General features: G+C 63.3%; 17 protein-coding genes. 9 read left to right on the top strand and 8 right to left on the bottom strand.

Features of this window, described 5'->3' with window-relative positions; all coding sequences use genetic code 11:
• Positions 1-149: 149 nt before the first annotated feature.
• Positions 150-404 carry a YkgJ family cysteine cluster protein gene (locus tag ACJ8HH_RS12210; protein WP_015378527.1) on the top strand — a complete coding sequence of 85 codons (255 nt, stop codon included), beginning with the start codon at positions 150-152 and terminating at the stop codon, positions 402-404.
• Here ACJ8HH_RS12210 and ACJ8HH_RS12205 read toward each other — a convergent pair.
• The 4 genes from ACJ8HH_RS12205 to ACJ8HH_RS12190 form a co-directional block, all read right to left on the bottom strand.
• Positions 401-1576 (bottom strand): sugar efflux transporter, encoded by a 1176-nt coding sequence (locus ACJ8HH_RS12205; protein WP_033653799.1) that lies wholly within the window; start codon positions 1574-1576, stop codon positions 401-403. The genes ACJ8HH_RS12210 and ACJ8HH_RS12205 overlap by 4 nt on opposite strands.
• A gap of 154 nt (positions 1577-1730) precedes the next feature.
• The gene (torA, locus tag ACJ8HH_RS12200; protein ID WP_039565080.1) at positions 1731-4205 is read right to left on the bottom strand and encodes a trimethylamine-N-oxide reductase TorA; all 2475 of its coding nucleotides are present in this window, start codon (positions 4203-4205) and stop codon (positions 1731-1733) included.
• Between the two features lie 12 nt (positions 4206-4217).
• Complete coding sequence (locus tag ACJ8HH_RS12195; protein ID WP_033648001.1) at positions 4218-5378, bottom strand: NapC/NirT family cytochrome c; 1161 nt, start codon at positions 5376-5378, stop codon at positions 4218-4220.
• A gap of 232 nt (positions 5379-5610) precedes the next feature.
• Positions 5611-6033 (bottom strand): nucleotide triphosphate diphosphatase NUDT15, encoded by a 423-nt coding sequence (locus ACJ8HH_RS12190; RefSeq protein WP_033635266.1) that lies wholly within the window; start codon positions 6031-6033, stop codon positions 5611-5613.
• 247 nt (positions 6034-6280) lie between these two features.
• Here ACJ8HH_RS12190 and fruB point away from each other — a divergent pair, with 247 nt between their 5' ends.
• Genes fruB through fruA form a run of 3 tightly spaced genes read left to right on the top strand, consistent with a single transcriptional unit; the run spans position 6281 to position 10049 of the window.
• On the top strand, positions 6281-7414 hold the full coding sequence (gene fruB, locus ACJ8HH_RS12185) for a fused PTS fructose transporter subunit IIA/HPr protein (RefSeq protein WP_043147721.1): 1134 nt from the start codon (positions 6281-6283) through the stop codon (positions 7412-7414).
• Positions 7411-8352 carry a 1-phosphofructokinase gene (gene fruK / locus ACJ8HH_RS12180; protein WP_004935702.1) on the top strand — a complete coding sequence of 314 codons (942 nt, stop codon included), beginning with the start codon at positions 7411-7413 and terminating at the stop codon, positions 8350-8352. The genes fruB and fruK overlap by 4 nt, the downstream gene beginning before the upstream one ends.
• A gap of 11 nt (positions 8353-8363) precedes the next feature.
• Complete coding sequence (gene fruA, locus ACJ8HH_RS12175; protein ID WP_033635263.1) at positions 8364-10049, top strand: PTS fructose transporter subunit IIBC; 1686 nt, start codon at positions 8364-8366, stop codon at positions 10047-10049.
• A 60-nt stretch (positions 10050-10109) separates the two neighbouring features.
• On the opposite strand, the gene nfo is transcribed toward fruA, so the two are convergent.
• Both nfo and ACJ8HH_RS12165 read right to left on the bottom strand, forming a co-directional pair.
• On the bottom strand, positions 10110-10949 hold the full coding sequence (nfo, locus tag ACJ8HH_RS12170; RefSeq protein WP_049205268.1) for a deoxyribonuclease IV: 840 nt from the start codon (positions 10947-10949) through the stop codon (positions 10110-10112).
• 99 nt (positions 10950-11048) lie between these two features.
• Complete coding sequence (locus ACJ8HH_RS12165; RefSeq protein ID WP_033653801.1) at positions 11049-12122, bottom strand: YeiH family putative sulfate export transporter; 1074 nt, start codon at positions 12120-12122, stop codon at positions 11049-11051.
• 193 nt (positions 12123-12315) lie between these two features.
• On the opposite strand from ACJ8HH_RS12165, the gene ACJ8HH_RS12160 reads away from it, so the two are divergent.
• From ACJ8HH_RS12160 to ACJ8HH_RS12150, 3 genes are all read left to right on the top strand, one after another.
• Positions 12316-12513: a hypothetical protein gene (locus tag ACJ8HH_RS12160; RefSeq protein ID WP_033647996.1), complete on the top strand. Its 198-nt coding sequence runs from the start codon at positions 12316-12318 to the stop codon at positions 12511-12513.
• Positions 12514-12619: 106 nt separating this feature from the next.
• On the top strand, positions 12620-13486 hold the full coding sequence (gene yieE / locus ACJ8HH_RS12155; RefSeq protein WP_016926991.1) for a DNA-binding transcriptional regulator YeiE: 867 nt from the start codon (positions 12620-12622) through the stop codon (positions 13484-13486).
• A gap of 218 nt (positions 13487-13704) precedes the next feature.
• On the top strand, positions 13705-15183 hold the full coding sequence (locus tag ACJ8HH_RS12150) for an amino acid permease (RefSeq protein WP_033635259.1): 1479 nt from the start codon (positions 13705-13707) through the stop codon (positions 15181-15183).
• Between the two features lie 45 nt (positions 15184-15228).
• Here ACJ8HH_RS12150 and ACJ8HH_RS12145 read toward each other — a convergent pair whose 3' ends face one another.
• Positions 15229-16329 (bottom strand): GGDEF domain-containing protein, encoded by a 1101-nt coding sequence (locus ACJ8HH_RS12145; protein ID WP_060451718.1) that lies wholly within the window; start codon positions 16327-16329, stop codon positions 15229-15231.
• A 362-nt stretch (positions 16330-16691) separates the two neighbouring features.
• On the opposite strand from ACJ8HH_RS12145, the gene ACJ8HH_RS12140 reads away from it, so the two are divergent.
• Both ACJ8HH_RS12140 and ACJ8HH_RS12135 read left to right on the top strand, forming a co-directional pair.
• Entirely contained in the window at positions 16692-17774 is a 1083-nt protein-coding gene (locus tag ACJ8HH_RS12140) for a FecCD family ABC transporter permease (protein ID WP_031300718.1), read from the top strand.
• Positions 17771-18559 (top strand): ATP-binding cassette domain-containing protein, encoded by a 789-nt coding sequence (locus tag ACJ8HH_RS12135; protein WP_197766257.1) that lies wholly within the window; start codon positions 17771-17773, stop codon positions 18557-18559. Before ACJ8HH_RS12140 ends, ACJ8HH_RS12135 begins: the two co-directional genes overlap by 4 nt.
• 33 nt (positions 18560-18592) lie before the next feature.
• Here the strand turns inward: ACJ8HH_RS12135 and ACJ8HH_RS12130 are convergent, their stop codons facing one another.
• Positions 18593-19546 carry a siderophore ABC transporter substrate-binding protein gene (locus tag ACJ8HH_RS12130; RefSeq protein ID WP_048321812.1) on the bottom strand — a complete coding sequence of 318 codons (954 nt, stop codon included), beginning with the start codon at positions 19544-19546 and terminating at the stop codon, positions 18593-18595.
• Between the last annotated feature and the right edge of the window lie 10 nt (positions 19547-19556).

The raw sequence follows: 19556 nt of genomic DNA, 5'->3' as shown, positions 1-19556 counted from the left end.
TGTTGGGCGTTTTTTCGCCATAGGATGCAGCCGGCCGGCGCAGGGCGATGAGTGTAAAGATCGCCGGGACGCAGGGATTCTGCTGGCGGCCGCCGCGCGCGGCTGCTATTGTCGCGCTTCTTTTCCCCAGCCCACCAGGAGTAGCGCTGATGGACTGTCGCAGCGACTGCGGCGCCTGCTGTATCGCGCCGTCAATATCCAGCCCGATCCCCGGCATGCCGAACGGCAAGCCCGCCAATACCCGCTGCATTCATCTGGATGAACGGCTGCGCTGTGGCCTGTTTCATTCGCCGCTGCGGCCGAAGGTGTGCGGCAGCCTGCAGCCGAGCCGCGACATGTGCCACGATCACCGCGATCAGGCGCTGATTTATCTCGCCAGGCTGGAAGCGGACACTGCGCCTTAAGCTTCCCTCAACGTCCACAGACACAGCGTCGCGCCTGCCGCCATCGCCAGCGCGGCGTAAAACACCGCATGGTAATTCCAGATTTCCGCCACCGCACCGGCGATGGCGCCGGCGATGACCCAGCCTACCCGAATGGTGTTGGTGAACAGCGTGGTGGCCGTGCCGGCCTGACCGGGCATCAAATCCTGAAAGTAGAGCATGCCGATGCCAGCCAGCACGCCGATAAACGCCGCATTCAGCAGCTGCAGGGCAATCAGCGGCCAACTGCCGGTGATAAACAGCAGGCCGCAATAGAACAGCACGCCGGCGACCACCGCCCCGCGCATCAAACAACGCTTGCCGCAGCGTTTCGCCACCATGCCGGCGATCAGCATGATTGGGATCTCCAGCCCGGCGGCGGCGCCCATCAATATCCCGGCCAGCCGCTCCGGCAGCCGCAGCTCGTGCACCACATACAGCGGCATGTTGATCAGGTACATGCTGTTGGCGGTCCACATCAGGGTGCAGGCGACGAACAGCAGCAGCGAATCGCGGCGATGCTGCCGCGGTGCGGCCAGGGGCGCGTTCGTCGCCGCGGTTTTCGGCATCGAAGGCAGCCGCTTCCACACCAGCAGGCCGCACAGCACAAAGGCCGCCGCGCCCGCCAGATACATGACCTTAAAGCCGAAGCCCAGCGCCAGCGCGAAGGCGATCGGCGGGCCAATAACCCAGGCAAGGGAAACCTGGGCGCGCATGATGGAGGTGAACATCACCGCCTCGCGCCCGGTGCGATCGGCATGCTCGCGCGCCAGCGCAAACATCTGCGGATTGGCGGTGGAGCCGAAGCTGGTGAGCAGCACGCCGACGAGCAGCAGCAGGTAATAGTTGCGGCTCCAGGCGAACAGCGTGAACCCCAGCGCACCCAGCATGCAGCAGAGGAAGATCAGTGATTTGCGGTCGCCTTGTTTATCCGAACGGCCGGCGAGAAACTGGCTGACCAGAATGCCGATCACCGCGCTGCCGGTAAAGAACAGCCCGACCAGCGCCGGCCGTACCTTGACCTCGGTTTCCAGAAACAGGCTCAGCGTCGGGGTTTGCAACGCGCCGGCGATGCCGGTCAGAAACGCCACCGCCAAAAAGGCCAGCGAAGTGAGATCGGGCGCGCGTCGCGTTACTGCGGATGAAGTCGGCATGGCGGTTGATAATTCGTCGAAAAAGGGAGGTCGCGCGCATCATACGCCCGTTGAAATGAAACGCAAACCGCTCCCTTGCGACGAAGGGTAAGCGGATATGTCGCGCGGCGACGAGGAAAATAGGGGCGCGTTACACGCCCCCGTTATCGCGGGATCAGGCGCCTTGCGGCACCGCGTGCGCGGTATTTTTCAATACCGGCCCCCGATACTTCTCGATCTGCAGCTGCGCCATCTGCCCGCAGTTGCCCTGCGCCAGGCTGGAAGAGCCGATGTCGAAGGTCAGGCAGTTGACGTTGCCGTTCTTGCACAGCGAGCCGGGCTGCGCCGGATCGGCCGGATCGAACCAGGCGCCTTCGCTGATGCGCACCACGCCCGGTCGCACGTCTTCGCTGACCACCGCCCCCACCAGGATCTGGCCGCGATCGTTGAACGCCCGCACCAGATCGCCGCCGCTGATGCCGCGCGGCTGCGCGTCCTGCGGGTGGATCAGGATAGCTTCACGATCCGCTACCGCGTATTTCTCGCGCAGCGGCGTGTTGTCGAGCTGAGAGTGCAGCCGGTTGGTCGGGTGCGCGGTATTGAGCGACAGCGGATACTTGGCCGCTTCCGGCCCGCGATACCACTCGTGCGGCGGCATCCAGGTCGGGATGCCGGGGCAATCCTCGTAATGCATTTTGGCGATGGCGTCGGAGTAGATCTCGATCTTGCCCGACGGCGTGCCCAGCGGGTTCAGCAGCGGGTTGTCGCGATAATCGGCAAAGCGCACCCACTGCTTGTTGGCCTCCGGCACCGGGAAGCGCACGTAGTTGTTGGATTGCCAGAACATGTCGAACGGCGGCAGCGCCACCCGGGCGGCGCGCGCCTGGTTCTTCATGTCGTCGTACATGCCTTTCAGCCACTGGGTTTCATCCTTGCCCTCGGTAAAGGCTTCCTGCACGCCCAGCCTGGCCGCCATCGCCGAGAAAATGTCGAAGTCGCTGCGCGACTCGTGCTGCGGCGGCACGCATTGGTGCATCGGGAACACGTAGAGCTGCGAATAGTCGCCGCCCATTTCCAGATCGTTGCGCTCGTAGCTGGTGGTGGCCGGCAGCACGATGTCGGCATGCTTGGCGGTGGCGGTCCAGTAAGGCTCGTTGACCACGATGGTGTCTGGCCGCTGCCAGGCTTTGACCAGGTTATTGGTGTCCTGATGCTGGTGGAAGGTGTTGCCGCCCGCCACATATACCATTTTCACCTCGGGGTAGGTGACCTTGGCGCCGTTGAAGTCGATGGTTTTGCCCGGGTTGCTCAGGCATTCGGCGATGCGCGCCACCGGGATCGGCGCCGGCGAGCTCTTCGGCGCGTTGCCGGCGGAGATGCCGGCGATGATGCCGCCCTTGGCGGTCGGGCTGCCGCCGGAGGAATAGTGGTAGCTGAAGCCGAAGCCGCCGCCCGGCAGGCCGATCTGGCCGAGCATCGCCGCCACCGTCACCAGCAGCCAGTGCTGCTGTTCGCCGTGGTGCTGGCGCTGAATGCCCCAGCCGCCCATGATCATGGTGCGGTGTTTCGCCATCTCGCGCGCCAGTTGGCGCAGCGTGTCGGCATCGACGCCGCTGATGTCGGCCGCCCATTCGGCGGTTTTCGCTACGCCGTCGCTCTCGCCCAGCAGGTAGGCCTGGAACTTGTCGAAGCCGACGGTGTAGGTTTTCAGGAAGTCCGGGTTATGCAGCTTCTCGGTCAGCAGCGTGTGGGCGATGCCGATCAGCATGGCGCCGTCGGTATAAGGGCGCGGGGCGATCCACTGCGCATTGACGAACTTGGCGCTGTCGCTGTGCACCGGATCGATGCTGATCACCCGGGTGCCTTTCTTCTTCAGCGCCTCGAAGCCGGTCTGGCCGACGTGATCCGGCACGTTCCAGCTGTTTTTCAGTGTGACCATCGGGTTGCAGCCCCACAGGATCACCAGCTCGCTGTTCTCGATCACGTTCGGCCAGGCGGTCTGCTGTTCGTAGACCTCCATCGAACCGACCACGTGCGACATGATCACCTGCGCCGCGCCGGTGGAGTAGTCGCCGGCGTAGCCGAGGAAACCGCCGGTCAGGTTCATCAAGCGTTGCAGCAGCGTGCGGCTGTTGTGCAGCATGCCGACGCTTTTCCAGCCGTAGGAACCGGCGTAGATCGACTGCGGCCCGTGATCTTTTTGCAGGCGAGTGATCTCATTGCACACCAGCTCGGTCGCTTTGTCCCAGCTGACGCGCACCCACTCGTCGCGGCCGCGCAGCTCGGTGCGGCTGCCGGGGCCGCCCTCCAGCCAGCTTTTACGCACCATCGGGTATTTGATGCGGTTCTCGGCGTGCACCTGATAAGGCGCCATGGCGATCAGCTCATTCGGATACGGATCGTCCTGCACCGGCTGCACGCCGACCATCTTGCCGTCCTGCACGATGGCCTCGAACGCGCCCCAGTGGGCGCCGGTCAGAATGCCTTTTTGCGCCTGACGCAAGGCGATGAACTGCGGCAGCGCTTCGCTGATGGCCTGCGCCAGCGCCGCTTTGGGCCATAAGCCCGCCAGCAGCGGGGCGGCGGCCAGCGCGGCGGCCCCGGTCAGGAAGCGGCGGCGGCTCATGGTTAACGGTTGTTGGTTGCTCATTGCGCTTCTCCCTTAAAGCTTGGCCGGTGCGGCAGGTGGCATGTCGCTGGCGTGTTTTTGTACGTATTGCGTCAGCACGCGCAGCTGTTCCTGCGTCAGCGAGGTGCGCGGCGCCATGCCTTTGATGACGCCAATCCATTGGTTGGCGTTGAAGCGATCGAGCGCGGTCAGCCCGTGGCAGCCGGTGCAGTTGGCCGACATCATGTCCGCGGCGTAGCGCCAGATTTTTTGCTGATCGTCAATCAACTGTTTACGCGGCAGCCACACCTGCAGAGAAACCTGATGCCAGACCAGGCCGGTTTCCGCATCGGTCTGGGTGGAGGCGGTCTTCAGCTGTTGGCGCGCGTCTTCACCCAGCAGCACGCTGAGGATGCGTTTGCCCTGCGCAGCGTAGAACACTTCGCTGACGCCGTCCTGCTGCCAGCCGCTCACGGTGGCCAGCACCTTGTCGCCATCCTGCTTCACCACCTGCACTTCGGTGGAAGGCATCAGGTTGCCGGCGTTATGGCTGTCGTCCGCGCTGAGGAAGAACGGTTCGGTGGCGATGGTGTAGAGGGTGGTGGCGTCCGGAGCGGTCAACGCCGCGGCCTTCGCCAGCTCGGCGGCGCCGGCCTGGGTTTCGCCGCTCATGTCCGGCAAGATGTGGGCCACGCCCTTATGGCAATCGATGCAGGTCTCGCCCTGTTTGATCGCCACCGGGTGCTGCAGGCGCGCCTCAGGGCGCTGGGCGGTGATGTCCATGGCGTCGTAGCTGTGGCAGGAACGGCAGGTGGCTGAGTCGTTCTCTTTCAGCGTCTTCCAGACCGACTGCGCCATCGCCAGCTTGTGCGCTTCGTATTTTTCCGGCGTATCGATGGTGCCGACCATTTCGCCGTAAATGTCTTTCACCGCGCGGATTTTGGTCCACAGGTAATCGATCGGCTGGTGCGGCACGTGGCAGTCGGCGCACTCGGCGCGGATGCCCTTGGTGTTTTGGAAGTGAACGCTGCCCTGATATTCGGCCAGCGGCTGTTGCATGGTGTGGCAGGAAACGCAGAAGGCGGTATCGCTGGTTTTATGGAATACGGTGGCGGTCCCGGCCAACAGCGCCGCGCCGAGGATAATCCCCAGCAGCAAAAGCCATAGCCATCCCCACCGGCGCTTTTTTTCAAAGCCAGTCAGTTTTTTGCTCATGGTAAACCCGCTTATAATTATGAATTTAAAATAAAATCTTGCCAAAAGGCCGCCGACCGGAGGTCAGAATGCCACGTCGATTGCAGGGGTAATATAGAAGAGGGTTAACCCCATAGGGTTATCCGTAGTCAAAAAAAGGGCATATATCGCAAAAAATAGCGTTATATTCTGGTGTATATAGCGATGGGATCGAGCGGCAGGGGAAGCGAACGCAGGACGCGTTCGCTATGGCTCAGGCCGTGGGCAAATAGGGCTGGCCGCTCAGCCATAGCCGGATGGCGGTGCGGCTGGCTTCGAAATGCGGTTCCGGCAGGGCGTCGGGCGCGCACCAGCGCCACTCGGCGCACTTTTCGGGTTCTTTCAACTCGGCGCTGCCGCCGGGGTGATCCACCTGCAGGCAGACAGACACCGTGTGTTTGCCTTCGGCGCGCCAGGTTTGCAGATTGTTGCTGACGCCCACGAAGCGCGGCGGATCGATGAGCAGCCCGGTCTCTTCGGCGATTTCGCGCCGGGCGCACTGCTCGAAGGTTTCACCGGCCTCCAGATGCCCACCGGGGATCGACCAAAAGGGCGCGTGGGAACCGCAGCGCTTGCCCAACAAAATCTCGCCCTGCGGGTTGACGATGATCACCCCGACGCCGGTCACTACGTTCATGCTTTTCTCCGTCAGCAAAGTTTCAGCACAGTATGTCATTTTGCCCCGGCGCTGACCAATGCGCCGGCGAAAGTGTGCGTAAGCTCAAAAATCTGCAATGGCAAAAGGGAGAAAGCTTGCTTTCGCCTTGCGCTGCTCACACACTCCTTGAAACGTTTCAGCGTTATCCGGCCGCTTGTGGCGAGCGGGTAACGCTCCTTTTTCTCAATAAAGCTGAAACGATTCAATTCAGCAGGAGAGGAGAATCATGTTCCAGTTGTCACCGCAAGACATTCATCTGGGCGCCGTTGCCGCCGATAAGCAGGAGGCCATCCGCCAGGTGGCCGCCGCCCTGACCGAAGCCGGCTGCGTCAGCGCCGGTTACGTGGACGGCATGCTGCAGCGCGAACTGCAGACGTCCACCTATCTGGGCAACGGCATCGCCATTCCGCACGGCACCACCGATACCCGCGATCTGGTGCTGAAAACCGGCGTGCAGGTGTTCCAGTTCCCGCAGGGCATCGCCTGGGGCGAAGGCCAGACCGCCCATGTGGCGATCGGCATCGCCGCCCGTTCCGACGAGCATTTGGCGCTGCTGCGCCAGCTTACTCACGTGCTGAGCGATGACGGCGTGGCGGAGCGGCTGGCGAAAACCACCTCCACGGAAGAGCTGCGCAGCCTGCTGATGGGCGAGCAGCAGAGCGCCGAATTCCAGTTCGACGTTTCGCTGATTGCGCTCGACGTCGCGGCCGACAGCCTGATGACGCTGCAGGCGCTGAACGCCGGCCGGCTGCAAAAGGCCGGCGCGGTCAACGCGCAGTTCGTCAGCGATGCCATTACCCGCAAGCCGCTGAACCTGGGGCAGGGCATCTGGCTGAGCGACAGCGTCGAAGGTAACCTGGCCAGCGCGGCCACCGTCAGCCGCCCGGTGCAGGCTTTCGTGGAAGACGGCGAGCCGGTGGCGCTGCTGCTGACGGTGTCGGTCGCCGACGCGCAGCCGCTGGCGGTGCTCAACTACCTCAGCGATCTGCTGCTGGCCAACAAAGCTGAACGCCTGCTGAAGGCGGATGCCGCCGGGGTGCTGGCGCTGCTGACCAGCGAAGTGGCCGAGGAGAGCAGCGTGCTGAGCGCCGAGTTCGTGATCCGCAACGAGCACGGGCTGCACGCACGGCCGGGCACGGCGCTGGTCAACGTGATCAAAAGTTTCAACAGTGACATCACCGTCACCAACCTGGACGGCAGCGGCAAGCCGGCCAACGGGCGCAGCCTGATGAAGGTGGTGGCGCTGGGCGTGAAAAAAGGGCATCACCTGCGCTTTACCGCCAATGGAGAAGATGCTGAAGCCGCGCTGAAGGCGATCGGCGAAGCGATTAATGAAGGACTGGGCGAGGGCGCAGCATGAGCAGAAGAGTAGCAACGATCACCCTGAACCCTGCGTACGATCTGGTGGGGTTTTGCCCGCAGATCGAACGCGGGGAAGTCAACCGGGTAAAAACCGCCGGCCTGCACGCCGCCGGTAAGGGCATCAACGTCGCCAAGGTGTTGAAGGATTTGGGCATCGACGTCACCGTCGGCGGCTTCCTGGGCAAAGACAATCAGGACGGTTTCCAACTGCTGTTCAGCGATCTGGGGATCGCCAACCGCTTCCAGGTGGTGCCGGGCCGCACCCGCATCAACGTCAAGCTGACGGAAAAAGACGGCGAAGTCACTGATTTCAATTTCTCCGGTTTTGAAGTGACGCCGCAGGACTGGGATCGCTTCGTCAGCGACTCGCTGAGCTGGCTGGGCCAGTTTGACATGGTGGCGGTGAGCGGCAGCCTGCCGGCCGGCGTCGATCCCGATGCCTTTACCGACTGGATGACCCAGCTGCGCGCCAAATGCCCGTGCATCATTTTCGACAGCAGCCGCGAAGCGCTGGTCGCCGGGCTGAAGGCCTCGCCGTGGCTGGTGAAACCGAACCGCCGCGAGCTGGAGATCTGGGCCGGCCGCCCGCTGCCGGCGCTGGCGGACGTGGTCGAGGCCGCACATGCGCTGCGCGAGCAGGGCATCGCCCACGTGGTGATCTCCCTCGGCGCGGAAGGCGCGCTGTGGGTTAACGCCTCTGGCGCCTGGATCGCCAAACCGCCGTCCTGTGAGGTGGTCAGCACCGTGGGCGCCGGTGATTCGATGGTCGGCGGCCTGATTTACGGCCTGCTGATGCGCGAATCCAGCGAACACACCTTGCGTCTGGCCACGGCGGTAGCGGCGCTGGCGGTCAGCCAGAGCAACGTCGGCGTGACCGATCGTCCCCAGTTGGCCGCGATGATGGCGCGCGTCGATCTGAAACCTTTCAATCAATAGCAGGAGGCAGAATGAAAACGCTGCTGATGGTAGACAGTTCGCTGGGGCAGGCCCGTGGCCACCTGGCGAAACGCATGCTGGAGGCCGCCGCGGCCAAAACCGGCCTGACGCTGGTCGAGTCGCTGCAGGACGCCGAACTGGTGGCGGTGGCGGGGCAGTCGGCCCCGGCTGACGCCGGGCTGAACGGCAAATTGGTGTATGTGGGCGATGTAGAACAGGCGGTGCGTGAACCGGACGCTTTTCTGGCGCGCGCCAAGGCCGAAGCTGAAACCTATCAGGCGCCGCAGGCTGCGGCGCCGGTGAAAGCCGGTGGGCAAAAACGCATCGTGGCGATCACCGCCTGCCCAACCGGCGTGGCGCATACCTTTATGGCGGCCGAAGCCATTGAAAGCGAAGCGAAGAAACGCGGTTGGTGGGTGAAGGTGGAAACGCGCGGCTCCGTCGGCGCCGGCAACGCCATCACCCCGGAAGAGGTGGCGGCGGCGGATCTGGTGATCGTCGCGGCGGATATCGAGGTGGACCTGGATAAATTCGCCGGTAAGCCGATGTACCGCACCTCCACCGGCCTGGCGCTGAAGAAAACCGCCCAGGAGCTGGACAAGGCGCTGGCCGAGGCCGAGGTGTTCCAGCCGCAGCAGCGCGGTAGCGCGGCGCCGGCGGGTAAAAAGAAAGAGGGCAACGGCCCGTATCGCCACCTGCTGACCGGCGTGTCCTACATGCTGCCGATGGTGGTAGCCGGCGGTCTGTGTATCGCGCTGTCGTTCGTGTTCGGCATCAAGGCGTTTGAAGTCAAAGGCACGTTGGCGGCGGCGCTGATGCAGATCGGCGGCGGCTCCGCCTTTGCGCTGATGGTGCCGGTATTGGCCGGTTTCATCGCCTTCTCCATCGCGGATCGCCCGGGCCTGACGCCGGGCCTGATCGGCGGCATGCTGGCCGTGAGCACCGGCGCCGGGTTCCTCGGCGGCATCATCGCCGGTTTCCTGGCGGGTTACGTCGCCAAGGCGATCAGCAGCAAGCTGCGCCTGCCGCAGAGCATGGAAGCGCTGAAGCCCATCTTGATCATTCCGCTGGTGGCCAGCCTGATCACCGGTCTTATCATGATTTACGTGGTCGGCACGCCGGTCGCGAAAATCATGGAAGGCCTGACCCATTGGCTGCAATCGTTGGGCACCGCCAACGCCGTGCTGCTTGGGGCGATCCTCGGCGGCATGATGTGTACCGACATGGGCGGCCCGGTGAACAAAGCGGCCTACGCCTTCGGCGTGGCGCTGCTCAGCTCCTCGGTGTATGCGCCGATGGCGGCGATCATGGCGGCGGGTATGGTGCCCCCGTTGGCGATGGGGCTGGCGACGCTGCTGGCGCGCCGCAAGTTCCCGAAATCCGAGCAGGAAGGCGGCAAGGCGGCGCTGGTGCTGGGGCTGTGCTTCATCACCGAAGGGGCGATTCCATTCGCCGCCCGCGACCCGATGCGCGTGCTGCCGTGCTGCATTGCCGGCGGGGCGCTGACCGGCGCGCTGTCGATGGCGTTCGGCGCCAAGTTGATGGCACCGCACGGCGGGCTGTTCGTGCTGCTGATCCCGGGCGCAATTTCGCCGGTGTTGCTGTACCTGGTGGCGATCGCCGCCGGTACGCTGCTGGCGGGCGTGGCTTACGCCCTGCTGAAACGTGCTGAAGTGCCGGCGGCCAGCGTGGCATAACGGCGTCCAGCCATAAAAAAACCGGAGCCCAGGCTCCGGTTTTTTCGTTTTGGCGCCGCGTTACTGCTGCGCTTTCAGCCAGGCGATCTCTTCCGCCCAGATATCCGGGTTTACCGTTTCCAGAATCAGCGGGATATTGTCGAAGCGCGGATCGCGCATGATGTAGCTGAACACCGTTTTGCCGATGTTGCCTTCCCCCAGGCTGTGGTGGCGGTCGACGCGGCTGTTGAACTCGCTCTTGGCGTCGTTCAGGTGCATGCCGCGCAGGTAGTTGAAGCCGACGATGTCGCCGAGCTGTTTGAAGGTGTGTTCGCAGTCTTCTTCGGTACGCAGATCGTACCCGGCGGCGAAGGCGTGGCAGGTGTCGATGCAAACGCCGACGCGGCTTTTGTCTTCCACGCCGTCGATGATCGCCGCTAGGTGCTCGAATTTGAAGCCCAGGTTGCTGCCCTGGCCGGCGGTGTTTTCGATCACGGCCGTCACGCCGGCGGTTTTATCCAGCGCGATGTTGATCGATTCGGCGATGCGCGCCAGGCACTTGTCTTCATCGATTTGCAGCAGGTGGCTGCCGGGGTGGAAGTTCAGCAGCGTCAGCCCCAGCTGTTCGCAGCGCTGCAGCTCGTCGATGAACGCCTCGCGCGATTTTTCCAACGCTTCGGCCACCGGGTGGCCCAGGTTGATCAGGTAGCTGTCGTGCGGCAGGATCTGCCCCGGCCCGAAGCCGTACTGGGCGCAGGCGCTCTTGAACTTATCGATCACGTCGGCGGCCAGCGGCGCGGCCTTCCATTGACGCTGATTTTTGGTGAACAGGGCGAACGCGGTCGCCTCCAATTCGTGCGCGCGGATAACCGCCTGATCCACGCCGCCTGACGCGCTGACATGTGCACCGACAAACTTCATCTTCATTCTCCTGTGTTATCGGTGACATTATGGCATTGATGGCGGGCGGAATAAATGCGGCCCGCCGAAGCGAGCCGCAGAAGGGGCAGAAGGGAGTGATTAGAGCCAGTGTTGCACCAGCTGGTTTATCGCGCCGCCGCCGACCAGCAGCCAGACGAACAGCAGCGTGGCCAACAGAATCGGTTTCATCCCGGCCTGGCGCACGGCGCTGATGTGGGTGGTCAATCCCAGCGCCGCCATCGCCATCGCCAGCATCCAGGTGTCGGCGGTGATCAGGTGCTGCACCAGCGTGGCCGGCAGCAGGTTGAAGGAGTTCAGCCCGGCGACGGCGATAAACAGCACGGCAAACCACGGAATGGTAATCGCGGATTTTTCCGCCTTGCCTGCGCCGCCGCGGCTGATGTAGCCCGACAGCAGCAGCAGGAACGGCGCCAGCATCATCACGCGGATCATCTTGGCGATCACCGCCGCATTTTCGGCGTCAGGCCCGATGGCGTGCCCGGCGGCGACCACCTGAGCCACTTCGTGGATGGTGGAGCCGGCGTAGATGCCGAAGGTTTCCTGGCTGAACGGCAGCCACTGGAAGTGCTCGTTCAATTGATACAGCCACGGGTAGGCGAAGATCGCCAGGGTGCCGAACACCACCACGGTCGAGACCGCCACCGCCACTTTGCTGGAGTCGGCCTTCAGCACCGGCTCGGTGGCCATCACCGCCGCCGCGCCGCAAATGCTGCTGCCGGCGCCGATCAGCATCGCGGTCTGGCTGTCGATGCCGAACACTTTCTTGCCGAGCCAGCAGGCCAGCAAGAAGGTGGTGGTCAGGGTCAGCGCATCGATGATGATGCCGCTGGCGCCCACGTCGGCGATCTGCTGAAAGGTCAGGCGGAAGCCGTACAGGATAATGCCCAGACGCAGCAGGCGCTGCTTGGCCAGCTGTACGCCGCCGTGACAAACGGTTTGCCAGCGGGGATACAGCGTGTTGCCCACCAGAATGCCGAACAGGATCGCCAGCGTCAGCGCCCCCAGGCCCAGCTCTGCCACCCAGGGAATGTCGCCGGCCCAGACGGCCAGCGCGGTGAGCGCACCGGTCAGCGCCAGCCCCGGCACCAGCCGCGGCAGGCCGAACAGCGGAAAGCGTCGCTCGGGGTAAGTATGAGTGGTATCAGTCGCCATAAAAGTCAGTCCTTCAGTCTGTTTCTTGCTGCCAAGAGTACGTTTGGGCTGAATAAAAGAGAAATTGATTATATATTTATAACCTATCTGAATAAGTGGTATGGCGTCAGGCATTGGCATACAGCCGCATTGCGGCTAGGGTGAGGAGGAGCGGCGAACCGCCGTCAACTTTCCAACTGAACAGGAGCAGGCGATGGATACCGACGATCAACGCAGAGAGCAGATAGACCGGGAAGTGGGCCGCGCGGTGCGGCGGTTGATTGAAGAAAACAAGGCGATCGACCGCGACCATCTCGTGGCGATGCTGCAATTGATACAGCGGGACGAAGCCGGCACGCCGCGCGAGGCGGCGCTGGCTGCGGCGGCGCAGCTGGTCGCCTTGGGTAAGTAGCGCGCCGAATTGGCCGTAAACGGGGTGGCCTCGCCGGGCTCCCCACAGCATGTTGACATCATTTTGCGGTTCTCTGGCAGAACCCTTTTTCATTACCGGGACGGCTATGCATATCACGTTGCGTCAACTGGAAGTCTTCACCGAAGTGCTGAAAAGCGGTTCGACCACTCAGGCCTCGGTGGTGCTGGCGCTGTCGCAGTCGGCGGTCAGCGCGGCGCTGGCGGATCTGGAGGGGCAGCTGGGCGTGCAGCTGTTCGATCGCGTCGGCAAACGGCTGGTGATCAACGAGCACGGCCGGTTGCTGTATCCCAAGGCGCTGGCGCTGCTGGAGCAGGCGGGGGAGATCGAGCAGCTGTTTCGCCATGACGGCGGGGCGCTGCGCATCGCCGCCAGCAGCACCATCGGCAACTACATGCTGCCGGAGATGATCGCCCGTTACCGCCGGGACTTTCCGGCCACGCCGCTGGAGCTGAACGTCGGCAACAGCCAGGACGTGATCGTGGCGGTGGCGGATTTCCGCGTCGATCTGGGGCTGATCGAAGGGCCTTGCCATATGCCGGAGCTGGTGACGCAGCCGTGGCTGGAGGACGAGCTGGTGGTGTTCGCCGCGCCGGACAACCCGCTGACCCGTCAGCCGCCAACGCTGGAGGCGCTGGCCAATGCCCCTTGGATCCTGCGCGAGCGCGGTTCGGGCACCCGTGAGGTGCTGGATCATCTGCTGTTGGCGCACCTGCCGCATTTCCAGCTGGTGATGGAGCTCGGCAACTCGGAGGCGATCAAGCACGCGGTGCGGCACGGCATCGGCATCAGTTGCCTGTCGCGGCGGGTGGTGGCGGAACAGCTGGCCAGCGGCGCGCTGGTGGAACTGCCGGTGCCGCTGCCGCCGCTGCGGCGCACCCTGTATCTGATCCGCCATCGGCAAAAGCACATTTCCAACGCCTTGCAGCGTTTTCTCAGCTATTGCGCGCTGTAATCGACAGCGCGTCACGCCCTCTGCTGCCGCGCAGGCCGAAGAAAGCATAAAAACCTGCGCGCGCTCACATTAATGAGAGTAAGTAAGGCCATAAGGGCCGCGGCTAATAATTGCCTCTGAATTATGAAGCTATCTTATATCAGTGCAATGTTGCTAGTTCACCGGCGGGTATTTGTTACAATCCGCCCTCATTTTTTCAAAGAGCAGATAGGGTACGAATGGCTCAGCAGGATATAAAAACATCGGGGCAGCAAGCACCCGGATTGCGCCGCGAGCTGAAAGCCCGGCATTTGACCATGATCGCCATTGGCGGCTCCATCGGCACCGGCCTGTTTGTCGCCTCGGGCGCCACGGTTTCTCAGGCAGGCCCCGGCGGGGCGCTGTTGTCTTACGCTCTGATCGGTTTGATGGTGTACTTCCTGATGACCAGCCTGGGCGAACTGGCGGCCTTTATGCCGGTTTCCGGTTCATTCTCCACCTACGGCGCCAAATACGTGGAAGAAGGCTTCGGCTTCGCGCTGGGCTGGAACTACTGGTACAACTGGGCGGTGACCATCGCCGTTGACCTGGTGGCTTCGCAATTGGTGATGAGCTACTGGTTCCCGGACACCCCCGGCTGGATCTGGAGCGCGCTGTTCCTCGGCCTGATGTTCCTGCTGAACTACATTTCGGTGAAAGGGTTCGGCGAGGCGGAATACTGGTTCGCGCTGATCAAGGTCAGCACCGTGATTATCTTCATCGCCGTCGGCGTGCTGATGATCGTCGGCATTCTGAAAGGCGGCGAGCACGCCGGCTGGCAGAACTGGACGATAGGGGACGCGCCGTTCGCCGGCGGCTTCTCGGCGATGATTGGCGTGGCGATGATCGTCGGCTTCTCGTTCCAGGGCACCGAGCTCATCGGCATCGCGGCCGGCGAATCGGAGAACCCGGGTAAAAACATCCCGCGCGCGGTGCGTCAGGTGTTCTGGCGTATTCTGCTGTTCTATATCTTCGCCATTCTGATCATCAGCCTGATCATTCCGTACACCGATCCGAGCCTGCTGCGCAATGACGTGAAAGACATCAGCGTCAGCCCGTTCACCCTGGTGTTCCAGCATGCCGGCCTGCTGTCGGCGGCGGCGGTGATGAACGCGGTGATCCTGACGGCGGTGCTGTCCGCCGGTAACTCGGGCATGTACGCCTCTACCCGCATGCTGTACACCCTGGCGTCGGAAGGCAAGGCGCCGCGCATCTTCGCCAAGCTGTCGAAAGGCGGCGTGCCGCGCAACGCGCTGTATGCGACCTGCGTGGTGGCCGGGCTGTGCTTCCTGACCTCGATGTTCGGCAACCAGTCGGTTTACCTGTGGCTGCTGAATACCTCGGGCATGACCGGTTTCATCGCCTGGTTGGGCATCGCCATCAGCCACTACCGTTTCCGTCGCGGTTACATGCTGCAGGGGCGCGATCTGAACGACTTGCCATACCGTTCCGGGTTCTTCCCGCTGGGGCCGATCTTCGCCTTCGTGCTGTGCCTGATCATTACCCTGGGCCAGAACTACCAGGCCTTCCTGCAAGACAAGATTGACTGGTACGGCGTGACCGCCACCTACATCGGCATTCCGCTGTTCCTGCTGATTTGGTTCGGTTACAAGCTGTCGCGCGGCACCCGCGTCGTGAAGTACAGCGAAATGGAATTCCCGAAGATGGACGTGAAGTAATCTTCGGTGAGTGACACGCGGCGGGAGCTCCCGCCGCGTGTGGTTTTACTTTTTCCCGCCTTTGGCTTCCGCCAGCGCCTGCTGCGCCGAAATCATCAAATCTTCCACCGTCGCATAATCCTGCGTCAGCGCCAAAATGCCGGCGTTGAGTTGCATGTTCACCTCGCCGAACGCGCCAAAATCGTAGGGCGCTTCCAGCGGCGGCACAATGCGCGCCAGGAACTCGCTTTCTGCGCCGTAGGGCAGATCGTGCACCAGTATCAAAAACAGGCCGCCGGTGTAGCGGCAGACGTAGTCGCTGGGGCGGATCAGCGTCTTGAGGCGCTCGCCGACGGTGCGCAGCACGTCGTCGCCGATCTGCACGCCGTGGCTTTGGTAAAGCGCCGCCAGCGGGCCGAATTCAAGAATGAACAGGTGGGAGATTGGCTGTGTCGTACCAGGGCGGCAGATGTTGCGCATCACCGCCTCGCCGCCCGCGCGGTTGAGGAAGCCGGTCAGGCGATCGCGGTGGGACGCCTGCTGCTTCTCCCACGCCAGCGTGACGTGCTGTACCCGCTGGCGGTGGTAGCGCGCGATCATGCCATGGGCCAGCACCAGCCACAGCGGCGTGAGATCCGCCAGGACGAACAGGTTTTGCACGCGCGACAGCGGCGCCGCCAGCAGGTAGGGCAGCGTCAGCGCGATCACCTCAAGCAGCGCGAAACGCGGCGCGGCGGCATGGCGCTGCATCAGCCAGCAGGCCAGAGCGGTGATCGTCAGACCGGCGAACAGGATCAGCACAAAGCGGCCCGACAGCATCGCCAGCGCGGCGCTGGCGCCGACCAGCAGCATCCACAGCAACACCGTCACCAGCATGGCGTCCGGCCAGGCGGGTTGGCGCCTCTGCGCCAGCCAGGCGCGCCCGGCGGTCAGCAGCAGCAACAGCAGCAGCAGAACGATACCGACCAGCCGCTGGTTCAGCCAGGCGTACCCCACCAACAGCGCCGCCGGCCCCACGGCATTCAGCCAGGGAGTGAGGGGAGAGGGCGTCAGCGTGAGCCGCAGCTGGCGTTTAAACGGCTCGTCATCGGCGTGCAGCGGGCTGTGCAACAGCCAGTTCAGCAGCGCCGGGCGTTTGGGCGTTACCGCCGGAGATGGACTTCTCATTACAGCCTCGTCAATAAGGCCGCTCTTGCGGCGGCCTGAAGTTTTTTGCACGCTCGGTGCTGTGATTTTGGATTCTATGTGGTTTTTTCGTTATTTGTCAGAGTCTGGTCGGATCAGGAATAACTTTCAGAATAATGAACCTGCTGGCGGCAGCGGGGGTAAACGCGATGGATTGAAGAATGGCGTGGAAAAACAATTTATTACATTTCGATAACGCCGTTTTCACCTATTGATATGATTGATAAGTATTATCGTTTGCTTTATTGTTGACGGCTGCGCGCAGGCTGTCGCCGCGCGCTTTCCGGTTTACGGCGGACGCTTTCGCGCCGCTGTCATGATGGTTGTAACAGGTATCTTAACGAATGAGCGTATCCACCGATCCCATGACTGACGCCAAGGGGCAACCCAACGCCGGCGTGATGGGGCGTTATCAGCATATTCTTCGCCATCGCCTGTTGATGATGGGCGTGTTGGCACTGGCGATCCTGGGGTCGCTGCTGCTGGATTTCACCATGGGGCCGTCCGGGCTGTCGCTGTCGTCCTTATGGCAAACGCTGCTTGACCCCGCGGCGGCCGATGCCGGCACGCGGGTGATCGTCTGGGACATCCGCCTGCCTTACGCGCTGATGGCGGTGGTGGTGGGGTTTGCGCTCGGCCTGGCCGGGGCGGAAATGCAGACCATCCTGAATAACCCGCTGGCCAGCCCCTTTACCCTCGGCGTGTCTTCCGCCGCGGCCTTTGGCGCCGCGCTGGCGATCGTGCTCGGCATCGGCATTCCGGGCATTCCCGATCAGTGGTTCATCTCCGCCAACGCCTTTATCTTTGCGCTGTTCGCCGCGCTGATGCTCGACGGCATCACGCGCTGGACGCGGGTCGCCACCTCCGGCGTGGTGCTGTTCGGCATCGCGCTGGTGTTTACCTTCAACGCGCTGGTGTCGATGATGCAGTTCATCGCCAGCGAGGACACGCTGCAGGGGCTGGTGTTCTGGACCATGGGCAGCCTGGCGCGCGCCTCGTGGGACAAGCTGGGCATTCTGTTCGGCGTGTTCGCCGTGCTGCTGCCGCTGTCGATGATGAGCTCGTGGAAACTGACCGCGCTGCGCCTGGGTGAAGACCGGGCGGTGAGCTTCGGCATCGACGTGCGCCGTCTGCGGCTGACCACGCTGCTGCGCATCAGCATCCTTTCGGCGCTGGCGGTGGCGTTCGTCGGGCCGATCGGCTTTATCGGCCTGGTGGCGCCGCACATCGCCCGCATGATCTTCGGCGAAGATCACCGTTTCTATCTGCCGGCCAGCGCGCTGATTGGCGCGCTGGTGCTGTCGATGGCCTCGGTGGCGTCGAAAAATCTGGTGCCCGGGGTGATCATTCCGGTGGGCATCGTCACGTCGCTGGTCGGGGTGCCGTTCTTCCTGAGCATTATTCTGCGCCACCGGGGGAACGTATGAGCCAGGGCCTGCGAATAGAACACTTCTCGGCGGGCTACCCGAAGCGCCAGGTGATCGACGATCTCTCGGTGCCGATGCTGCCGCGCGGGCAAATCACCGTGCTGCTGGGGCCGAACGGCAGCGGCAAATCGACGCTGCTGCGCTCGCTGGCCGGGCTGAACCCGGCGCAGGGCAAGCTGTGGCTGGACGACGGCGATCTGATGCAGATGCCGTTCGCCCGTCGGGCGGAGAAAGTGGTGTATTTGCCGCAGTCGCTGCCCGCCGGGGTGCATCTGCACGTGCTGGAGTCGATCATCGTGGCGCAGCGCGCCTCGGGCGGCCGCAGCAACGCCGGCAGCGAAGCGGAGGTGATGGCTTTGCTGGAGCAATTGGGCATCGCCCACCTGGCGCTGAGCTATCTCGATCAGCTGTCCGGCGGCCAGAAACAGCTGGTGGGGTTGGCGCAGTCGCTGATCCGTCAGCCCTCGCTGCTGCTGCTGGATGAGCCGCTGAGCGCGCTCGATCTCAACTATCAATTCCACGTGATGGATTTGGTGCGCCGCGAAACCCGCAAGCGCAACATCGTGACGGTGGTGGTGGTGCACGACATCAACATCGCGCTGCGCCACGGCGACCACGTGCTGATGCTGCAGGATGGCGAACTGATCGCCGACGGCGCGCCGGATCAGGTGATTACGCCGCAGAGCCTGGCGCGGGTCTACGGCGTGCGCGGGCGTATCGAGCGCTGTTCGCAGGGCACGCCGCAGGTGCTGATAGACGGTCTGGTGAACCAGCCGACGATTTAATCCAAGAAAAAGCCCGGCATCGCCGGGCTTTCTTTATCGTGCTGCGTGGTTCAGCGCCTCGCTCACGCGTTCGACGACGTGCTGGGCGGTGACGATGCCGCCGGACAGATACACCTCGGCCGCCGGCAGGTAAACCACCTGGCCTTTTTTCACCGCCGTGGTTTTCTTCAGCGCGGTGCCGGTGAGGATCTTCTGCGGCGCCACCGCGTTCGGCCGCCCGGTCGCGGCGTCTCTGTCGATGACGAACAGCCAGTCCGGATTCAGTTTGGCCACCTGCTCAGGCGTCAGCTTGTTGCCGCGTACGTCTTTTTCGTCGGACTGCAGCGCAGACGAGAAGCCGAGGGCGTCATAGACGAAGCTGAAACGACTCTTGGGGGCGTAGGCGCTGATCTTGCCGCCGGAGAACAGCACCACCAGCCCGCGCCCGGCCTGAGCGGCCTGCGGTTTGACCGCCGCGATCTGCGCATCCAGCTTATCGACCGCCGCCTGTGCCTGTTGCTGCTTATCGAACAGCTCGCCCAGCTGCAGCGTGCGCTGTTTCAGGCTGCCCAGCTGATCCTGCGGATCGACGGACATGTTCAGCGTCGGCGCCAGCGCGTTCAGCTCATCATAGGCTTTGGACGCCCGGCCAGCGATCAGGATCAGATCCGGCTTGGCGGCGCGCAGCACGGCCATATCCGGCTTGAACAGGGTGCCGGCATTGAGGTATTTGTCGTCCTGATAGCGCTTCAGGCTATCCGGCAAGTTCTTGCGGTTGCCGGGCAGCGCCAGCGGCTCGACGCCCAGCAGCTGCAGCGTTTCCAGCGAGGCGTAATCCAGCACCACGATGCGCTGCGGGTGCTTTTTCACCTCGGTGCTGCCGTTCAGGTGCTGGACGTTGACGGTGGCCGGGGTTGCGGCTACCGGCGTAGCGGTTTTACTGTGGCAACCCGCCAGCGCCATCGCTGCCAGCAGGGCGATCATCAGGGGGGAGCGGCGTAATCTCATGGGGCTTCCT

The sequence above is a fragment of the Serratia sp. CY32780 genome (assembly GCF_052169135.1).
Lineage (GTDB): Bacteria > Pseudomonadota > Gammaproteobacteria > Enterobacterales > Enterobacteriaceae > Serratia > Serratia sarumanii.
The sequence above is the reverse complement of the archived record's forward strand: the minus strand, read 5'-3'. Positions and strand labels throughout refer to the sequence as shown.